The 15,529-nt window shown below is 63.8% G+C and carries 15 protein-coding genes; 6 read left to right on the top strand and 9 right to left on the bottom strand.

Annotated elements, in window-relative coordinates:
• Nucleotides 1-56: 56 nt before the first annotated feature.
• The 3 genes from KUV38_RS17880 to KUV38_RS17870 all read right to left on the bottom strand — a co-directional run bounded on the left by KUV38_RS17880 (nt 57) and on the right by KUV38_RS17870 (nt 2,345).
• Complete coding sequence (locus KUV38_RS17880) at nt 57-266, bottom strand: hypothetical protein (RefSeq protein ID WP_222471544.1); 210 nt, start codon at nt 264-266, stop codon at nt 57-59.
• A 254-nt stretch (nt 267-520) separates the two neighbouring features.
• Nucleotides 521-1,372 (bottom strand): glycosyltransferase family 2 protein, encoded by an 852-nt coding sequence (locus tag KUV38_RS17875; protein WP_222471543.1) that lies wholly within the window; start codon nt 1,370-1,372, stop codon nt 521-523.
• An 82-nt stretch (nt 1,373-1,454) separates the two neighbouring features.
• Nucleotides 1,455-2,345, bottom strand: a complete 891-nt coding sequence (locus KUV38_RS17870) for an ExeA family protein (RefSeq protein ID WP_222471542.1) — start codon at nt 2,343-2,345, stop codon at nt 1,455-1,457.
• 446 nt (nt 2,346-2,791) lie between these two features.
• Here KUV38_RS17870 and KUV38_RS17865 point away from each other — a divergent pair, with 446 nt between their 5' ends.
• From KUV38_RS17865 to KUV38_RS17855, 3 genes are all read left to right on the top strand, one after another.
• The gene (locus tag KUV38_RS17865) at nt 2,792-3,478 is read left to right on the top strand and encodes a sugar transferase (protein WP_222471541.1); all 687 of its coding nucleotides are present in this window, start codon (nt 2,792-2,794) and stop codon (nt 3,476-3,478) included.
• Between the two features lie 168 nt (nt 3,479-3,646).
• Entirely contained in the window at nt 3,647-4,264 is a 618-nt protein-coding gene (locus tag KUV38_RS17860; RefSeq protein WP_222471540.1) for a polysaccharide biosynthesis/export family protein, read from the top strand.
• Nucleotides 4,265-4,273: 9 nt separating this feature from the next.
• Entirely contained in the window at nt 4,274-5,602 is a 1,329-nt protein-coding gene (locus KUV38_RS17855) for a hypothetical protein (RefSeq protein ID WP_222471539.1), read from the top strand.
• On the opposite strand, the gene KUV38_RS17850 is transcribed toward KUV38_RS17855, so the two are convergent.
• From KUV38_RS17850 to KUV38_RS17825, 6 genes are all read right to left on the bottom strand, one after another.
• Nucleotides 5,599-6,084 (bottom strand): glycosyltransferase, encoded by a 486-nt coding sequence (locus KUV38_RS17850; protein WP_222471538.1) that lies wholly within the window; start codon nt 6,082-6,084, stop codon nt 5,599-5,601. The two genes, KUV38_RS17855 and KUV38_RS17850, sit on opposite strands and share 4 nt — an antisense overlap.
• Nucleotides 6,081-6,551: a UDP-N-acetylglucosamine--LPS N-acetylglucosamine transferase gene (locus KUV38_RS17845; protein ID WP_222471537.1), complete on the bottom strand. Its 471-nt coding sequence runs from the start codon at nt 6,549-6,551 to the stop codon at nt 6,081-6,083. The genes KUV38_RS17850 and KUV38_RS17845 overlap by 4 nt, the downstream gene beginning before the upstream one ends.
• Nucleotides 6,538-7,908, bottom strand: a complete 1,371-nt coding sequence (locus KUV38_RS17840; RefSeq protein ID WP_222471536.1) for a sugar phosphate nucleotidyltransferase — start codon at nt 7,906-7,908, stop codon at nt 6,538-6,540. The genes KUV38_RS17845 and KUV38_RS17840 overlap by 14 nt, the downstream gene beginning before the upstream one ends.
• Before the next feature lie 80 nt (nt 7,909-7,988).
• On the bottom strand, nt 7,989-9,605 hold the full coding sequence (xrtD, locus tag KUV38_RS17835; RefSeq protein ID WP_222471535.1) for a VPLPA-CTERM-specific exosortase XrtD: 1,617 nt from the start codon (nt 9,603-9,605) through the stop codon (nt 7,989-7,991).
• Nucleotides 9,602-12,064 (bottom strand): tetratricopeptide repeat protein, encoded by a 2,463-nt coding sequence (locus tag KUV38_RS17830; RefSeq protein WP_222471534.1) that lies wholly within the window; start codon nt 12,062-12,064, stop codon nt 9,602-9,604. The genes xrtD and KUV38_RS17830 overlap by 4 nt, the downstream gene beginning before the upstream one ends.
• A gap of 116 nt (nt 12,065-12,180) precedes the next feature.
• A complete protein-coding gene (locus KUV38_RS17825) occupies nt 12,181-12,480 on the bottom strand; it encodes a hypothetical protein (RefSeq protein ID WP_222471533.1) in 300 nt (99 codons plus the stop codon).
• Nucleotides 12,481-12,850: 370 nt separating this feature from the next.
• Between KUV38_RS17825 and KUV38_RS17820 the strand changes: the two genes are divergently transcribed.
• From KUV38_RS17820 to KUV38_RS17810, 3 genes are read left to right on the top strand one after another with little or no spacing between them, the layout of a single operon-like run.
• Complete coding sequence (locus KUV38_RS17820) at nt 12,851-13,645, top strand: hypothetical protein (RefSeq protein ID WP_222471532.1); 795 nt, start codon at nt 12,851-12,853, stop codon at nt 13,643-13,645.
• 6 nt (nt 13,646-13,651) lie between these two features.
• Nucleotides 13,652-14,737: a GSCFA domain-containing protein gene (locus KUV38_RS17815; RefSeq protein WP_222471531.1), complete on the top strand. Its 1,086-nt coding sequence runs from the start codon at nt 13,652-13,654 to the stop codon at nt 14,735-14,737.
• Between the two features lie 4 nt (nt 14,738-14,741).
• The gene (locus KUV38_RS17810; RefSeq protein ID WP_222471530.1) at nt 14,742-15,521 is read left to right on the top strand and encodes a sulfotransferase domain-containing protein; all 780 of its coding nucleotides are present in this window, start codon (nt 14,742-14,744) and stop codon (nt 15,519-15,521) included.
• Nucleotides 15,522-15,529: the final 8 nt, after the last annotated feature.

The raw sequence follows: 15,529 nt of genomic DNA, 5'->3' as shown, positions 1-15,529 counted from the left end.
AATGCGCTTCCGGTCTCACCCACATGAATCCACATGTTTTCGGTAGGTTAGCGCATTCACGCGCGTCGCGTTTGCCTCGGCTTTGCCACGGATGAACGCTCTTTGAGCACTGAGAGAATGAACAGCACACCGAAAACCGCGCCAAAAGAGACGACAGTCGATGCCATCGACACAGCGATTCCCTGCACGACCGGAAGGCTTGCGACCATAATCGAATAGGCAAGAACGCCCCAGAACACCGCCGCCGAAACTGCCAGAGCGAGCATCACTGCCGCCTGACCGCATCGTGAACTTGTTTGATCTTCTGGTCTCATAGTCGCCGCTTCTTGCCCCGAGTCTGCCCGCGAAGTGATCTTCCTGACCTAGTGTGATATGACATTAACCACAATCTAGACCATCGGGTTCCACTAAACCTATCCGCGATAAAGTTAACGAATGGTTTATTTTAGCGTGCAACACGACAGTTTCAGATTTCCCGCTTAAGGCGAGTATTGTCCAGCGAAATATCCGGTATCATGGATTAAATTTTGAATCCAAGCGCTTGGAGCACCATCCAGCGCATACGAACAAGGCGCTGACGGGCCAGCGTGACTAGAGCGGCTTTCCGCTCATCGGGTGCGAGTGAATCGGCGCGAATGATCCGAGGCGCGTGTATCACAACGCTCACCGGCATCATCAGTGCCCGCCCAAACCACCGTGCCCGCGCCGCAAGGCCTGGACCGTTCAGCCCGAAGGCCTCCTGCGTGACCCGGTGCCACTTGCGCCGCAGCGCTGCCCAATCGCGTCGGGATGGATGCCCAACCCGCAGGGCCGATTCGTACACCAGTGTGTAACCAGCCGCCGTTGCGCGGTGAGACCAGTCGTAATCCTCGCTCACACCGGCGCGGAACCCGCCGATTTTGTCAAAGACGCCACGATGCGTCACCAGATTGCCTGACCCCGAGAAGCCCTGCTTCTCGATGTAGCTCTTGAAGTCGAAGGCAAAGACAGTCTCAAACGCCTCCGCGCCCGAGCGTGGCGGAGGGGTTTCGTCAAACACGTACACGTGGCCACCCACAAGGTCAGCCCGGGCCGCAACACGGCGCGCAACCTCGACCCAGTCGTCATCCGGCAGGCAATCACTGTCGATAAAGAAGAATCGGTTGGCCGTCGTCTCCTCGACACCGCGGTTCCGCGCATGCGCGGCACCTTTCTTTTCCTCCACCACCAGCCGAAATGGCGGCATCACCTCGGGCGGCGTATCAGAGGCGTTGTCGACGACGATCGCATCGATCCCGTCATCGATCTGCGGCTGCAGGGCAGCCATGCACCGGTTGAGGCGCTCCTGGTCATTATAGTGTGGGATGATGATCGCCGCGTCAGGCTTGGTCACGGCTTCCTCCGGCTCTGGTTCCGTCGCGGGCCGTGAGGCGGGCGGATCGGGTGGTGCCTGCGGCAGTGTCTCGGCTCTCTCGTCACTCTGCGGCTTGGCGGAACTGCTGCGCGCGAAAAAACCGGATGCTCCCGGCCTCCGCCGGGAGCGCGGACTCGATCATCAACCCATCGGCAAGCATCTCCCCAATCACCCCTTCATCAATCACCTGCAAACCGTCACTGGCCGCATAGACCAGTGCCAGCTCGCACATCTTGTTCACCAGTCGCGGCACCCCTTCACTCGTCTTGAACACGCCAGCCAAGGCGCCCTCGGTAAATTCCTCGCCGGTCCCGCCCACGTGCTTCAGCCGGTGGCGTACGTAATCGGCTACCCCTTCTTCATCGAGCGGCTCCAGATGATAGAAGACCGAAACGCGCTGCGCGAACTGACGCAACTCGGGCAGCGCCAGCAACTCCCGCAACTCCGGCTGCCCAACCAGTACGAGTTGAAGCAGGCCATCCTTCCCCGAGTTCATGTTGGTGAGCATCCGCAGCTCCTCGAGCTGCTCCGCACCAAGGTTCTGGGCCTCATCTATAATGAGGCCCACCCTGCGGCCCTCTCCGTATTCGTTCAGGACGAACTCCTGAAACGCCTTGAAGATCTCGATCGGATCCCCGGACCGGGGCAGGGCAATGTCGAGCGCGTGGGCGATCCACCCCATCAGCGCACCCTGATTCGCATGCGCATTCGAAATCAACCCGACCGTCACATCGTCACCAACAGAGCGCAGTAGCTTCTGGAGCAGCGTGGTCTTGCCCGCGCCCACCTCGCCGGTGAGCACCGTCACGGGCGCCCGCGACATCAACCCGTACTCCAATACCTGGTAGGCCCGCTTGTGCAGCGGCGACCAGAACAGAAAGTCGGGATCCGGGAGCAGAGAAAACGGGCTCTCGGAGAAGCCAAAATGGGTTTCTAGCAATTCAGCGGTCAAAACATCGTTCCATTACCAGTCATTTCCACCCGGCGCCCTTGTGCGTGGCCTCTCAGGCCCCACAAGATGCACCTGCGGCACAACCCTCCCCCAGCCAGAAGCCTAGGCTCACGAAAAAGTATTCACAACGAATCATTGCAAATTAAGTCCATTTCGCCTGTTCTACCTTCGTCACCTGGGAGTTTGGCAACATATGGGTTTCTGCGCGGCAGAAAAATGTATGTAGCTGGCAAGTATCTGGGGGAACGCAGATACTGCCGCCCCCCGAAATTCTTTGATTATACTTTTCGACTTACGTGAAACGAGCGTGAATTTGTATTTGGAGAGAGTGGAATGTGTTTGTCTGTTTTTCGCCAAGGGATTTTTCTAAGAGACGGGCTGACCAGGGGGGGCTATGGCACGCGGAATTTCCGATGTGCACCTAGGGAGCTGCGGGATTTGAAGTCATGAAGCATCATATCAAGCAAGAGAGTTGCGCTGCCGAGGCCGTCGTGTTTGACGGCAACATGCTGCTTGCAAAGGCGCCCGGCATTTATCGCATTGTTCTTAAACGTATTTTTGATGTCGCCGTCGTGCTGTTTCTCGCACCGACCGCACTTGCCATCATCCTCATCTGCGCCGCGATCATCGCGATGGACGGTCACAATCCGTTCTACTCTCAGATGCGCATCGGCCGTGGCGGGCGCCGCTTCCGCATGTGGAAGCTGCGCAGCATGAAGGTCAACTCCGGCGCCCTCTTCCGCAAGCACCTCGCTGAGAACCCCAAGGCGAAGCGCGAGTGGACGCTGAACCAGAAACTCACCAATGATCCGCGCATCACGAAAATCGGCGCGCTGATCCGGAAATGCTCGATCGACGAGCTGCCGCAGCTCTTCAACGTCCTCACCGGGTCGATGTCCCTAGTTGGGCCGCGCCCGATGATGGAAGATCAGCGGTCGCTTTATCACGGGCGCGGCTATTTCAAATTGCGCCCCGGACTCACCGGCTATTGGCAGATTTCAGATCGCCATACTTCCGAATTCACGGATCGCGTGTTTTACGATGAAAAATACAACCGTGAATTGAGCTTTTTGGTCGACATGCGCATTCTGGTCAAAACGATCGGGGTCGTATTCCGCTGCACCGGAGTCTGAGCGCGCGCCGCACAGCGCGCCCTCACCCCCCCTTCGCCTGCCCCCTCTGTCGCCCAAAGCACGCGCCTTCAGAAAAATTTTGTCCAGGCGGGCGTCTTCCACGTGCGTTCTGGCGCCATTCATGGAAAGTTCCGGGCAACGGGCGCAGAAGCAGCGGTATTTGATGCTATGAAAAACTTCTATCGGATCGGTATTGCAATGATGCTGACGCTGGTGGCCACCATGGCCGCGGCGCAGTCCGAGTACAGGGTCAGGGCCGGCGATACGCTGGTCATCGAGGTGCTCGAAGATCCCACGCTCAACCGCAGCGTCGTCGTGCTGCCGGACGGGCGCTTCAGCTTCCCCATGGCCGGCACGATCCCCGCCGCCGGGCGAAACATCGGCCAGATCCGCGAGGCCGTGACCCAGGCCATCTCCAGCAGCTTCGCCGCCACGCCCAACGTCTACGTCGGCGTGCAGCCCGCACCGCCAACGCCCCGCGTCCCGCGCGCGCCTGCCCCCGCTCCGATGATCACCGTCTACCTGATGGGCGAGGTCGAAAAGAGCGGCCCCATCTCCGTGCCGCCGGGCACCACCTTCCTGCAGGCCCTGTCGCAGTCCGGTGGCATCACCCCCTTCGGCGCAACCAAGCGCGTGCAACTCCGGCGCACCAACCCCACCACGCGGGCCCAGAAGGTCTATCGCATCAACTATCGGGCGCTCTCCAACGGCGCGGCCCTGAGCCGCGACATCGTGCTGACCGAGGGCGACGTGATCCTGGTGCCCGAGCGCCGGCTTTTCGAGTAGGATGTTCCCATGTCGATCGGCAAGAGGCTCTCCAGCGGTGTAGCAGCCGCGGCGATGCTCGTCGCGTCTTGCCTGCCGTCTCACGCGCAGGACGAGGGCGGCCTGCTTGCCACTGCAACGGTCGGCCTCGGTGTTCTGCATGATGAAGATGGCACCCGCGCCCGCAACGAGCTGGGCTTCACGCTCTCCAGCTCCACCCGCCGCGCGAGCCTCTCTTTCAGCCTCAGCGGCGCGCTCGAATACCCCGATGCCGACGATGATCTCACGCTCGAAGATCCCACGCTGGCGCTGGCCTACAAGCTAACCGGTGCCAACGCCTCGCTCGCGTTTGATGCGGCCTATCGGCAGGTCGAGATCAGCACGCTGGTCTTCGACGAAGAGCTCGATCCCACAGCGCCGATCACCGACACCGGCTATCGCACGACCGCCGATCTGGGCGCGGAGTTGACCTTTGGCATCGAGGCGCCCTTCGGCGGCACGGTCGGCCTCGGTCTGCGTGAGGTGGCTTACCACGAGACCGACTCTCCCGCGCTGTTTGACTACGACACGCGTAACGCCGACCTCGCCCTGCGCTTCGCCGTCGATCCCCGGATCGAGCTGAGCCTGACCGGCAGCTATGAAGACATCGAGTCCGAAGGGGCGGGGCGCGACCGCACCACCACTGCCGCCGGGCTGGGCGCAGAGTTTCAGATCAACAAAAGCCTCACCGCCAGCCTGAACCTCCGCCACACCGAGATCGAAACCAGCGCCGGGGGCGGCCCGGTCACCCGCCAGAGCGGCCCCGAGTGGGATGCCACCCTCGTGCGCACCCTCCCCGACGGTGCGCTCACCTTCGATCTGGCAAGCACCGTCACCTCGCTCGGGCGGCGGCACGAGGCCAACATCTCGCGGACCCGCGAGTTTCCCACCGCGCGCCTCGCATGGTCTGTCGGCCTCTCCCAAGCCAGCGACGGCGAGGTGGATGGCCTCTTTTCCCTGTCATGGACCCGCGATGGCAAGCGCGGCAGCTTTCAAGCCCTCGCCGAGCGCGATGTCCGGGCGAGCACCTTCGGCGACGAGGCACTCGTTGACCGCCTGAGCATCGGCTACCGCCGCAACCTGACCGAGCTTTCAGGCCTCACAACCTCGCTGACCTACCGCCGCACCGACTATCTGGACCCGGCAGCCGATACGGTCGAGCAGATGGAGTTCGGCCTCGGCTTCACCCGCAGCCTGACGGAACGCGCAGACCTCACGGCCCGGTTCTCCCATGCCCGCAGCCGGTCGGGCACGCAGGATGCCGTGTCAGAGAACACCATCTACCTCGGGGTGCAGCGCAACTTCTCCTGGCGGCCCTAGCGGCGCAGCGGCGCAGCGGCGATAAAGCCCTTCAGCCCTTCGATCAGCGCGGCATGGCTCGCGCCCGGCCCCTCCGGCAATGCCTCCGGCGCCGTTTCCGCCAAAAGGGCGGGCAGCTCCGCCACCTCCCAGCACACGCGCACCGCCGTGCCTTTTTCCAACGCCCGTGCGGTGGCGGCTTGGTGATCGTTGCGGTGCTCGCCCAGCCCCGCCATCCGCGGCACGATGATCAGCGGGCGGCGAAAGCGCTTTGCCGCGAGGATCGTGCCAATACCCGCATGAGCCACCACCACACGCGCCCGTCTGAAGATGTCCGCAAACTCGGCGGGGGGCAGCATCCCGCGCGGGGCAAGGTTGGCGCAATTCACCCGCCCGCTCCCGACCTGCGCAATCACCTCTTCACTCGTGGTCGCCGCCCAAGCGTCCATCGCCTCCACCAATCGCGGAAAGCCAAGCTGCGTGCCCACCGTCAGGAAAATCACAGAACGGCCCCGAAGTATCCCGCGCCGCTCTCCTCCGCCACATGCGGCCACTGGCTGAGCCAAAGGTCGGCCACCCGCCGCGCCATCTTGCCGGAGAGAGACATCTCCTCGGCATTCGCCACCGAGTCGACCCAGATTGTCCGCGCCCCAAAGAGCTTGCCCAGCGCCAGCGCCGTCACCCCCGGTAGCGCCCCGGTGGAGATCACGATATCGGGCCTGCAGCGCCTGAGCGCCCCCCCGATGCGCCAGCCCACCAACGGCAGCCGCCAAAGATCGCTGCGGCTGAAGTCCGGCACGATCACCGCAGGGCTCGCACCAAACTCCTCCGGCAACCCGGCCAGCGTGGTGGCATAGGTTACCTCGCAGCCCTCGAAAGCGGGCCGCATTTCCATCAACTGCTGCCAATGCCCCCCGCCGGAGGCAAGGGCGAGGATCCGCGTCCTGCGCGGCGCCTCAACAGCGGTCATAGATGTCTTCGTAGCGCTTGATGTCGTCCTCCCCGAGGTAGGCGCCGGTCTGCACCTCGATCAGGTACATCGGCACCTTGCCCGGGTTCGCCATCCGGTGGACAGCGCCGATCGGGATGTAGACGCAGCCGTTCTCCGGCACCATCTTCACCTCTTCGCCCACCGTCACCTCAGCGGTGCCGCCGACAACGACCCAATGCTCGGCCCGGTGCACGTGCGACTGGAGCGAGAGCACGCCGCCCGGCTTCACACAGATGCGCTTCACCTGAAAGCGCTCGCCCACCACCAGCGACTCGTACCAGCCCCACGGGCGGTGATAGCGCGGGTATTCCTCGGCCATCACCCGGTCTTCCGCCGCGAGTTGCTCCAGCGCGCCGGGGATCTCCGCCAACTTGCTGCGGTCCGCCACCAGCACCCCGTCGCGCATTGCCACGGCCACCACGTTCTTCAGCCCCACGCCGAGCACCCGCATCGATGGCTCATCGCAGCGCAGCAGGCTGTCGTCGCAATCCACCGCCGTTGCGGCGCCGGAGGTCGCCACGCCGCGCGCATCGCGCGGCAGCAACTCCCAGACGGCATCCCAGCCGCCGAGGTCAGAGCAGGCCGCGCCCAGCGTCAAAGACCGGGCGCCGGGCAGCTTGTCGACGACCGTGTCAGCAAAGCTGCGCACCTCCATCTCCGCAATGGCCTCGCCGCCATACCGGAAAAAGCCATGCTCCGCCTTTCCGCTCTCCAGCGCCCGGCGGCACTGCTCCAGCAGCTCAGGCGCATGTGCCTTGTAGGCGGCGATCAGGTCACTCTTGCGAATGAGTCCCATCCGGGCGCCCTCATCTCCACCGTGCCCGCCAGCCTCGTCCGGCTCGACGATCCGAATGGCGCGTCCACCGACGCGGGCCACCGTCTTCAACCCAGTCTCTTCTGCCGCCGCGCCGGAGAAGGTCACCAGCCTGCCTGTCCGCGCCACCTCGGCCCCGGCTCGCACCGCCTCGCGAAAGACCGCCGCGCTGCCGGCAAAATGGTTGATCCCGGTGATGAACAGCAGCGCATCCGGGTCCGCATCGCTCTTCAGCGCCGCAAGCAGCACCGCCGCAGCCGTGCCCCGGCCCTCCGGCTCCACCAGCACGCTGGTATCCCAGGCGCCCGCCGCACGGGCCTGATCCATCGCCAGAAACCTGAATTCTTCTGTCGTCGCCACCACGGGCGCGCCAAAGCCCTCTCCCGCAAGCCGGGTCAGCATCTCCTGATAGGGCGTGCGTGCGCCAAGAAAGGGCGCGAACTGTTTTGGAAAGGTCTTGCGCGAGGTCGGCCAGAGCCGTGTGCCTTGGCCGCCACCGAGGATGATCGGATGTATCGTCATGGTCTGTCTCGCTTTCTCTGAAAAGGTTGAAGAAAAATCCTGCTCGTAAATCCTTGGTTAAATGCCTGTAATCCTGCCCCTCACATCGGGATGAACCCCTGCAACTCCGGCAGGGCCTCCCGCATGAGCGCCCGGATGCGTGTCTCCGCCTCCGCCATCGCGCCCGCGTCCTCTCCCTCGATCGGCGTGACAAAGCGCACAAAGCCGCCGTCGCGCCGCCCTTTCGTGATCCCATCCGCCAGCACCCCGAACTTGACGGCCACATCGTTGACCATCCGGCTGCCGCGCTGCTCGAACCAGTAGTAGACAAGCTGATGCTCGGTGCCCTTGGTGATCACCGCGCGGATCGCGTCAAAGCGGCCGTATCCGGTGCCTTCCATATCCAGCGGGCGGGTGCCGAACTCGCTCACCTCCCAGCCATCGGCGGGCAGGCAGATTTCCGGCGAATGGATCGCCGCGCTGCCGGTCTGGTCGATGTAATACGAAGAGAAGATCTGCACCGGCACCGCGCCCACGGGGCTGAAATAGGTGAGATGCAGGTAATCATCCGGGGCGATCACCCGCTCGACCCTCGGGTCGAGCGCGCCGCGCACGCCGGTCCATTCGCCCAGCCGTTCGGGGAAGCGGTCAAAACTGGCCCGCGCCGGGGGCGGCCCGCCCGGACCGCCAAGGGTAAACACCAGCAGGCTCGCCACCGCCCCGGCAACGGCCACCGCGATGAAGCCGCGCCCCGGCCGTGCCGAAAGCGCCCGCGTGGCCAGCGCGCCAGTGCCCGACAGGTCGAGGTCAAACAACCGCCGCGCCCCGCCCCCGCCGCTCACAAAGCGCAGCAGCAGCATGAACACCGCCAGCAGGGCGATGGAGGCAAGCAAGATCGCCCAACCCTCGAAGGCATGCAAAAAGCCCTCCGCTGCCTCGATGCCCGAGCGGTTCACGATCCACGCGGTGATGGCGATGCGGATCGAGTTCATCCCGATCGCCAGCGGCACGGAAAAAGCCACCAGCGCCAGCCGCCGCCAAACCGGCTCCCGGCTGATCGCGGCCAGCAGCACCGCAAAGCTGATCACCGGAAACAGGTATTGCAGCCCGGCGCAGGCCTCGGCCACCTGCAACCGGTAAACCCCGAGGTCGATGATGTTGCCGTCCAGATAGACCGAAAGGCCCATGCCCCGGATCAGGTCGGTCGCGAATTCCGAGGCAACGAACTGGAGCGAGGTGGTGAGCTTCCAGTAAAAGAACTGAGGCAGGGGCAGCATCAGCACCAGCAGCGCAACCGGCAGCCAGAGCCGCCGTGCGCGGGGCCAGCCCAGCGCCACAACCAGCACCCCGGCCACCCAGAGGATGATCCCATAAGCCGCGATGTCGGCAATCCGCCCGAAGCTGCCAATCAGCCCGAAGCCGAGGCCCAGCGCCACCAGCACCACGCCCGGCCAGATCGGGCGGGGCGGCAGCGCGGCCAGCTCCGCCGGTTCGTCGCGCATCCGCCGCAACCCGATCCAGAGCGCCATCAGCACCACCACCGGGCCATGTGTGTAGGCCGGCGTCATCCAGCTTTCGCCCAACTCCTGCAGCCCGATCGCGAAAACCGGCAGCGCCGTGAGCACCAGCAGCGCAAGCCCGCCTGCGCCAAGGGCAAAGCCGCCGGGCCGGGTGCCTGTTGCGCCGCCCGCACGCACAGAGGCCGCCGCGCCGCTCAATTGCCTTCCCTCTGCATCGCGGGCAGGGCGGCAAGGCCCTCGCTCGCAGCCGTCACAAGCGCCGGATCAACGGTCTCGGCCAAGGCAATCGCCGCCTCATACCGCGGCCGCGCTTCCTCGACCCGGCCCAGCGCCACCAGAACCTCGGCCGCATGCAACTGCGCCTCGGCATCGGTCGGCAATGCATCGGCCGCCGTCAGCAGGGCAGGCGCCGCGGCCTCGTAATCGCCTCGGCGAAATGCGATCCAGCCATAGGTTTCCAAAAACTGCGGCACCTCGCTGCCCGCCAGCGGCGCGGCCAGTTCCGCTGCACGCTCAAGGCTCTCCGCATCGTCGCGGGCGGTCGAGAGAAGAGTGGCAAGGTTGTTGCGCACCGGTGCGCTTTGCGGATGATCGGCCAGCAGCGCCTCGTAAATCTCAATCGCCTCATCGGCTTCGCCCCGCCCATCGTAGTGCAGCGCCAGTTCCCAGCGCAGCAGATCAGACCCCGGAATTGCCTCCAGCGCCGCCCGCAGCATCGCCCCGGCGGCCTCGGCGTCCTCCTGGCGCTGATGCACCCGCAACAAATCCAGCCACAGCCGCTCGACCTGCGGGTCATCGTCGATCAGCGCCGTGTAGATCTCGACCGCGCGGTCATAGTCCTGCCGGGTAGTGGCCAGCGCCGCCGCCGCGGCCCGAAGTTCGCGGTTGTCCGGGAAATACTCCAGCCCAAGCTCGATCACCGCCTCGGCCCGCTCAGCCTCGCCTACTGCAAGGTTGGCCCGGGCAATCGCGGCATAGGTCACCGCAGAGCCTCCACCCTCCGCCGACCGCCCCGCAAGGTAAGCCATCGCCACGTCGAGGTCCTGCTCCGCCACCAGCCGGTCAAAGTGGATGCGATCCGCCGCCAGCAGCGCCGCCACCGTGCCAAGCTCCTGCAGCCGTGACTCGATACCTTCGGCAAGGCTCCACTGCGCCGTCACCCGGTAGTAGTCGCCCAGCAAAATCAGCAGCCCCTCGTGGCGCGGCGCGCGGGTCAGCGCGGTCGTGACCACCTCGATGGCCGCACCGTCGTTCCCGGCTTCCGAGAGCAGCTTGGCGTAACGCAACCCGATCTCGGGCGCATAGCCTGAGGCCTCGAAGGCCCGCGCCTGCATCTGCCGCGCCAGTTCCGGTTGGCCGGTCGCAGCGTGGGCCTGCCCGATGAGTGAGAGGGTCTGCGGGTCGTCGGGGCGGGCTGCCTGCGCCGCAGCCAGCACCCGCTGCGCCGCCTTCGCTTGGCCCCGCTCCAGCAGCCATGCCGCCAGCGTCTGCCCGGCCTCCACATGGCGCGGGTTGGCCGCCAGCAACTGCCGCAATACCTCCTCCGCCTCACCGCGCGCGCCGGTGCCGTCGAGGATCTGCGCCATCAGGAACATCGCCACGCTTGCATCTTCGCCGGTCTCGGTGGCACGTGCAGCGACCTCGCGCACTTCCTGCAGCGCCACATCGACCTGCCCGCTCTCAAACAGGATCGCCGCCCGCAGCAGCCGGTATTCATCCGCCGCCGTGTCACCGGCCAACAGCTTGTCCAGCTCCTTCAGCGCCGCCTCCGGGCCGCGATACTGCGCCAGAAAGTTCACCAGCGGCAGCCGCGCTTCGGTGTCCGCGTCCTCCGGCAAATCGCGCAGCGCCGCCTCGGCCCCGTCCAGGTCGCCTTGGCCAAGGTGCCAGTCTACCAGCATCTCGCGGATCGGCTGACTCTCAGGGTAGACCTCCAGCATGCGGGCAAAATGCGGAACGATCTCGTCTTTCCTGTCGAGCCGGTAAAGCAGCTGCAGCCGCGTCGTCAGCAGTTGGATATCCCGCGGGTAGACCCCCAGCCCATAGTCCAGCGCCTCGATCGCATCCTCAAGGCGCCCGCCCCGCACATGCCCGTCGACAATGGCCTGATGCAGCGGCAGCAAGTCCTCGGAGCCGTCCCGAAGCGCCCTAAGCCGCTCGTGGGCCGTCTCCCGAACCTCGGGTTGCTCCTTGGCCACGGCATCGGCATAGGCCAAAACCGCCTGCCGCGCCTTCACGCGCGGGTCATCCGGTGCAATCCGCGCCGCCTGCTCCGTGCGGGTCCGCGCGTCATCCCACTCCCAGTCCTCAAGATTGGCGGCAGAGAGCGCCAGCAGCGCGTCCAGGTTCTCCGGGTCCTGCTCCACCGCTCGCTTCAGATGGGCCAGCGCGCCATTGCGGTCCCCGGTGCGCTCCAGCAAGGCCGCTAGCGCCAGCCTTGCGTCCAGCCGGTTCGGCTCCCGGTCGAGCACGTTCATGAACTCCACCCGCGCCCGGGCATCATCCCCTTCGGCAAGGTATGTCTGCGCCCGCTCCATATGCTGGGCCGCGGCTTCTTCGTCGCTCTTGCAAGCACCCAAAGCCAGCAGCGCAACGCCCAGCACCACCGCTCGCGCCGCGCATTTCAGACCGGACCCGCCCGCAGCCGGGTGTTTCATCGTCTCACTACGTAACATCCCTACCCCTCGCCCCCGCGAGAGACTTTGATGGAGAGAGGCTCCGAGCCGGATTCCATCGCCAAAAAAGCCCTTTGCAGACCTGAGTACCGGTGCTCTCACCAGCTCGTTTTCTGCCCGCAATCGTCAAAGTAAATTGAAAATCCAATGTCAGTTAAACTCACCGAATAATCCTGCGCGGCACCCCCTGACGAGTCAACGAATTTGTCCCATTCCAAAGAGTGGCTCGCAGCCATGTGTTCCTGCACGTGTTTATAGCTTTCAGCGGGGCCGAATTTCGCGCCGATGTAAGCACATCGGGCATGTTGGCCACCAAGCGTCCCTGGCACCTGAAAACCATTATTTAACAAATCTTTGCGAAGATCACCGTGGGGCAAAAATGCCTCGCCATAAGGCACCGCGCACCAACCCTTAGAGGAGCAAAACGGCCAGTGCGTTAATCCACTCCTTTCGATTCAACCATTTGGTGTGCGAATTCAGCCAAAACCCTTGACTGAATCAAAGAAACGTTTTCCACTCTTTCCACACCATCGTGCACGTTTCCCACCGCAACCGCCGCAGGATCCGGCAGAATCAGAATCGGCCATCGCCGTGCCGCACCCGCAAATCGCCACCCACGACTCAATTCACCACCGCAGCCGAAAGCGCCCCAATTGTGTCTTGTGTGATTTGCGTTAGGGTGGGCGCCGTAGCGATTTTTGTTCAAGTCAATTTTCGCCCGAGCGTTTTCGGGCTGACGATCCGGTGCGTGAAGCAAAAGGCACAAGCATGAAATTATTCGGAGCCGGGCACAGCCATCTGTCCGCACTCTTTCGCGCCCATCAGCTGATGCTGCGCAATGACAGTCTCCCGCCCGAGTTGGAGACTTTCTTCATGCGCCTCGCCCATGACTCCAACCAACCCAACTTCACCCGGAACCCGCGCCAAATTACCCCAGAACTTAAGAGAAAGATCGCCTTCGTTCTGGAGCGCGAAGCACCCGATGAAGTGGTGCTTGCGGCCATGGGCAACGAGTACAACAGCATTGCCCTGTTGCAGCATCCGGAGCCGTTCGATTTTGAAACGCCCTTCGGCCCGGAAGCCCGCCTCCTTGGCGCCGCGCCCATCCCGTACAGCGCAATCCGCCGGTTCGTCGAAGATCGGGCGCAGATCAATGTGGGCCTGTTCATCGACACCTTCGCAGACACATTCGGTGGCCCGATCCGCGTGCTGCCGCCACCGCCACCGAACCCGAGCGAGGCACATATCCGTGCCTATCCCGGCAGTTTCTCCGAGCGTGTAACCGAGCACGGCGTCTCCCCCGCGCCCCTTCGTCTCAAGATCTGGCGTCTCTACGTCGATGTGCTCCGTCAGTTGGCAGAGGCCGCCGCGCCCGGACGTGTCGCTGTTGCCGACCTGCCCGCCACGATCTTCGACAACAATGGCTTTCTGGCCGGGGAGTACTGGCACAGTGACCCGACCCACGGCAACGCCGCCTACGGTCACGAGGTCTACCTTCACCTGCTGGCGCGCCACGGCATAACACTCGCCGATGCCCGCACCCGAGAAGTCGCGGAGGACTGACAGAGCATGGGCAAAACACCCTACTCCGACCTTCCCGACCACGCCTTCTGGTCCAAGGCGCATCAGGTCGACGACATGCGCGAGATCGACCCGGTCGTCTCAGCCGGGTTCGAACTGACGCCGGATATGAAAATCGCCACCGCTGGCAGCTGCTTTGCTCAGCACATCGCCCGCCACTTGCGCGCGGAGGGCTACAACTACCTCGTCACCGAAAAGGCCCATCCTCTGCTGACCGAAGGTATCGCGCAGGAGCACGGCTACGGCGTGTTCACGGCCCGCTTCGGCAATATCTACACCGCCCGTCAACTGCTGCAGCTCGTCCGGCGGGCTTATCGCGAGTTCACGCCGCTCGAGCAGTGCTGGGAGCGCGAAGACGGCACCCTGATCGATCCCTTCCGGCCCAATATCCAGCCGGGCGGCTTCCTCTCCCGCGGCGAGTTCGACGAGCAGCGCGCCCTGCACTTCGCCGCGATCCGCAAGATGATCGAAACCGCCGATGTCTTCGTCTTCACCCTCGGCCTGACCGAAGCCTGGAAAGACAAGCGCGACGGTGCGATCTTTCCCGTCGTGCCCGGCGCCGCGGGCGGCACTTTCGATCCCGGCAAATACGAGTTCGTCAATTTCGAGGTCGACCGGGTCGTCAGCGATTTCGAGTCCTTCGTCTCCTTCATGCGGGCCCGCAACCCGAGAGTGCGGATCTTGCTCACCGTCTCTCCGGTGCCGCTGGTCGCCACGGCCCGTGCCGATTGCAGCGTGATCACCTCCACCTGCTATTCCAAGGCCGTGCTGCGCGTGGCCGCCGAGCGGTTGGAGCGCCAACTGGAGAACTGCTTCTACTTCCCCTCCTACGAGGTCATCACCTCCAGTTTTTCACGGGGCGAATACTACGCCGATGATTTCCGCACAGTGCGCGAGGCCGGCGTCGCCCATGTGATGTCTCTGTTCATGCGCCACTATACCCGCAGCACTCCACCCGCCAAAGAACGCGGGGCAGATGATGCGGCCGAACGGGCGCGCAGGTTTACCGCAGAGGTCGAGAAAGACCTCGATGTTATTTGTGATGAAGAGTTGCTGGTACCGAGGGAGCCTTAGACACATGAAGCCATTCGCACCCGAAATGACAACGGCGCATCAGGTCGTCGGGCTGTATTCCTTCCCCAAGAGCGGAAACACATGGCTGCGCGCCCTCATCGCCGCGCTCGTCGGCGTCCCGAATGATCCAGGCTCGCTCCAGCGGTACCTGACCGATACCCATTACGGAAAGGTCATGGAGAACCCCTGGTCCTTCAATGGAGCTGATTGGTATTTCTACAAGTCGCACCACAAGCAGCTTCTGACCGAAGATGAGGGCCAGCCCTTCGCGACCGACAAGGTGATCTACATCTACCGCCACCCGCTGGATGTGTTCATGTCCTACCTCAACTTCGTGTCGCGCAACGTTTCGCCCAAGGCCGGGCGCAGCCTGCCGTTTCAATTCGACAGCGTTGAGAGCCTCACGCCGAAGCAATTCGAAGAGCTGTTCGCGATCTTCTGCGAGCACGTCACTCTGTTTCCACAAAATCGGGCCTTCGGCTCGGTCTTCGAGCACATCGACAGTTTCATGGCCCTCAAACGCAGTGGCCTCGACGTGCATGTGATGCGCTACGAAGACCTGATCGACGACTTCCGGCTCACGGCCCGCAAGATGTGCCTGTTCCTCGGTTTTCGCGGCGTGAACCTGAAAAAGGTCTTTGAAGACGCCGACGAACGCACCGCCCGGAATGGCAAGTTTTTCTGGAAGCGGCAGAAGGACAATTACCTCAATTACCTCTCTTCGGAGCAGGTGAACCAATTCTACACTCGCCATGCGGTAAAGATGCGCGAGTTGGGCTACTGAAAGAGAAA

This window comes from Vannielia litorea (assembly GCF_019801175.1).
GTDB lineage: Bacteria > Pseudomonadota > Alphaproteobacteria > Rhodobacterales > Rhodobacteraceae > Vannielia > Vannielia litorea_B.
The sequence above is the reverse complement of the archived record's forward strand: the minus strand, read 5'-3'. Positions and strand labels throughout refer to the sequence as shown.

Excerpts from the sequence above, each read along its gene's own strand:
- KUV38_RS17880 (WP_222471544.1), bottom strand. The coding sequence starts at position 266 with ATGCTCGCTCTGGCAGTTTCGGCGGCGGTGTTCTGGGGCGTTCTTGCC.
- KUV38_RS17865 (WP_222471541.1), top strand. The coding sequence starts at position 2,792 with ATGAAGCATCATATCAAGCAAGAGAGTTGCGCTGCCGAGGCCGTCGTG.
- KUV38_RS17860 (WP_222471540.1), top strand. The coding sequence starts at position 3,647 with ATGAAAAACTTCTATCGGATCGGTATTGCAATGATGCTGACGCTGGTG.
- KUV38_RS17855 (WP_222471539.1), top strand. The coding sequence starts at position 4,274 with ATGTCGATCGGCAAGAGGCTCTCCAGCGGTGTAGCAGCCGCGGCGATG.
- KUV38_RS17845 (WP_222471537.1), bottom strand. The coding sequence starts at position 6,551 with ATGACCGCTGTTGAGGCGCCGCGCAGGACGCGGATCCTCGCCCTTGCC.
- KUV38_RS17840 (WP_222471536.1), bottom strand. The coding sequence starts at position 7,908 with ATGACGATACATCCGATCATCCTCGGTGGCGGCCAAGGCACACGGCTC.
- KUV38_RS17830 (WP_222471534.1), bottom strand. The coding sequence starts at position 12,064 with ATGAAACACCCGGCTGCGGGCGGGTCCGGTCTGAAATGCGCGGCGCGA.
- KUV38_RS17820 (WP_222471532.1), top strand. The coding sequence starts at position 12,851 with ATGAAATTATTCGGAGCCGGGCACAGCCATCTGTCCGCACTCTTTCGC.
- KUV38_RS17815 (WP_222471531.1), top strand. The coding sequence starts at position 13,652 with ATGGGCAAAACACCCTACTCCGACCTTCCCGACCACGCCTTCTGGTCC.
- KUV38_RS17810 (WP_222471530.1), top strand. The coding sequence starts at position 14,742 with ATGAAGCCATTCGCACCCGAAATGACAACGGCGCATCAGGTCGTCGGG.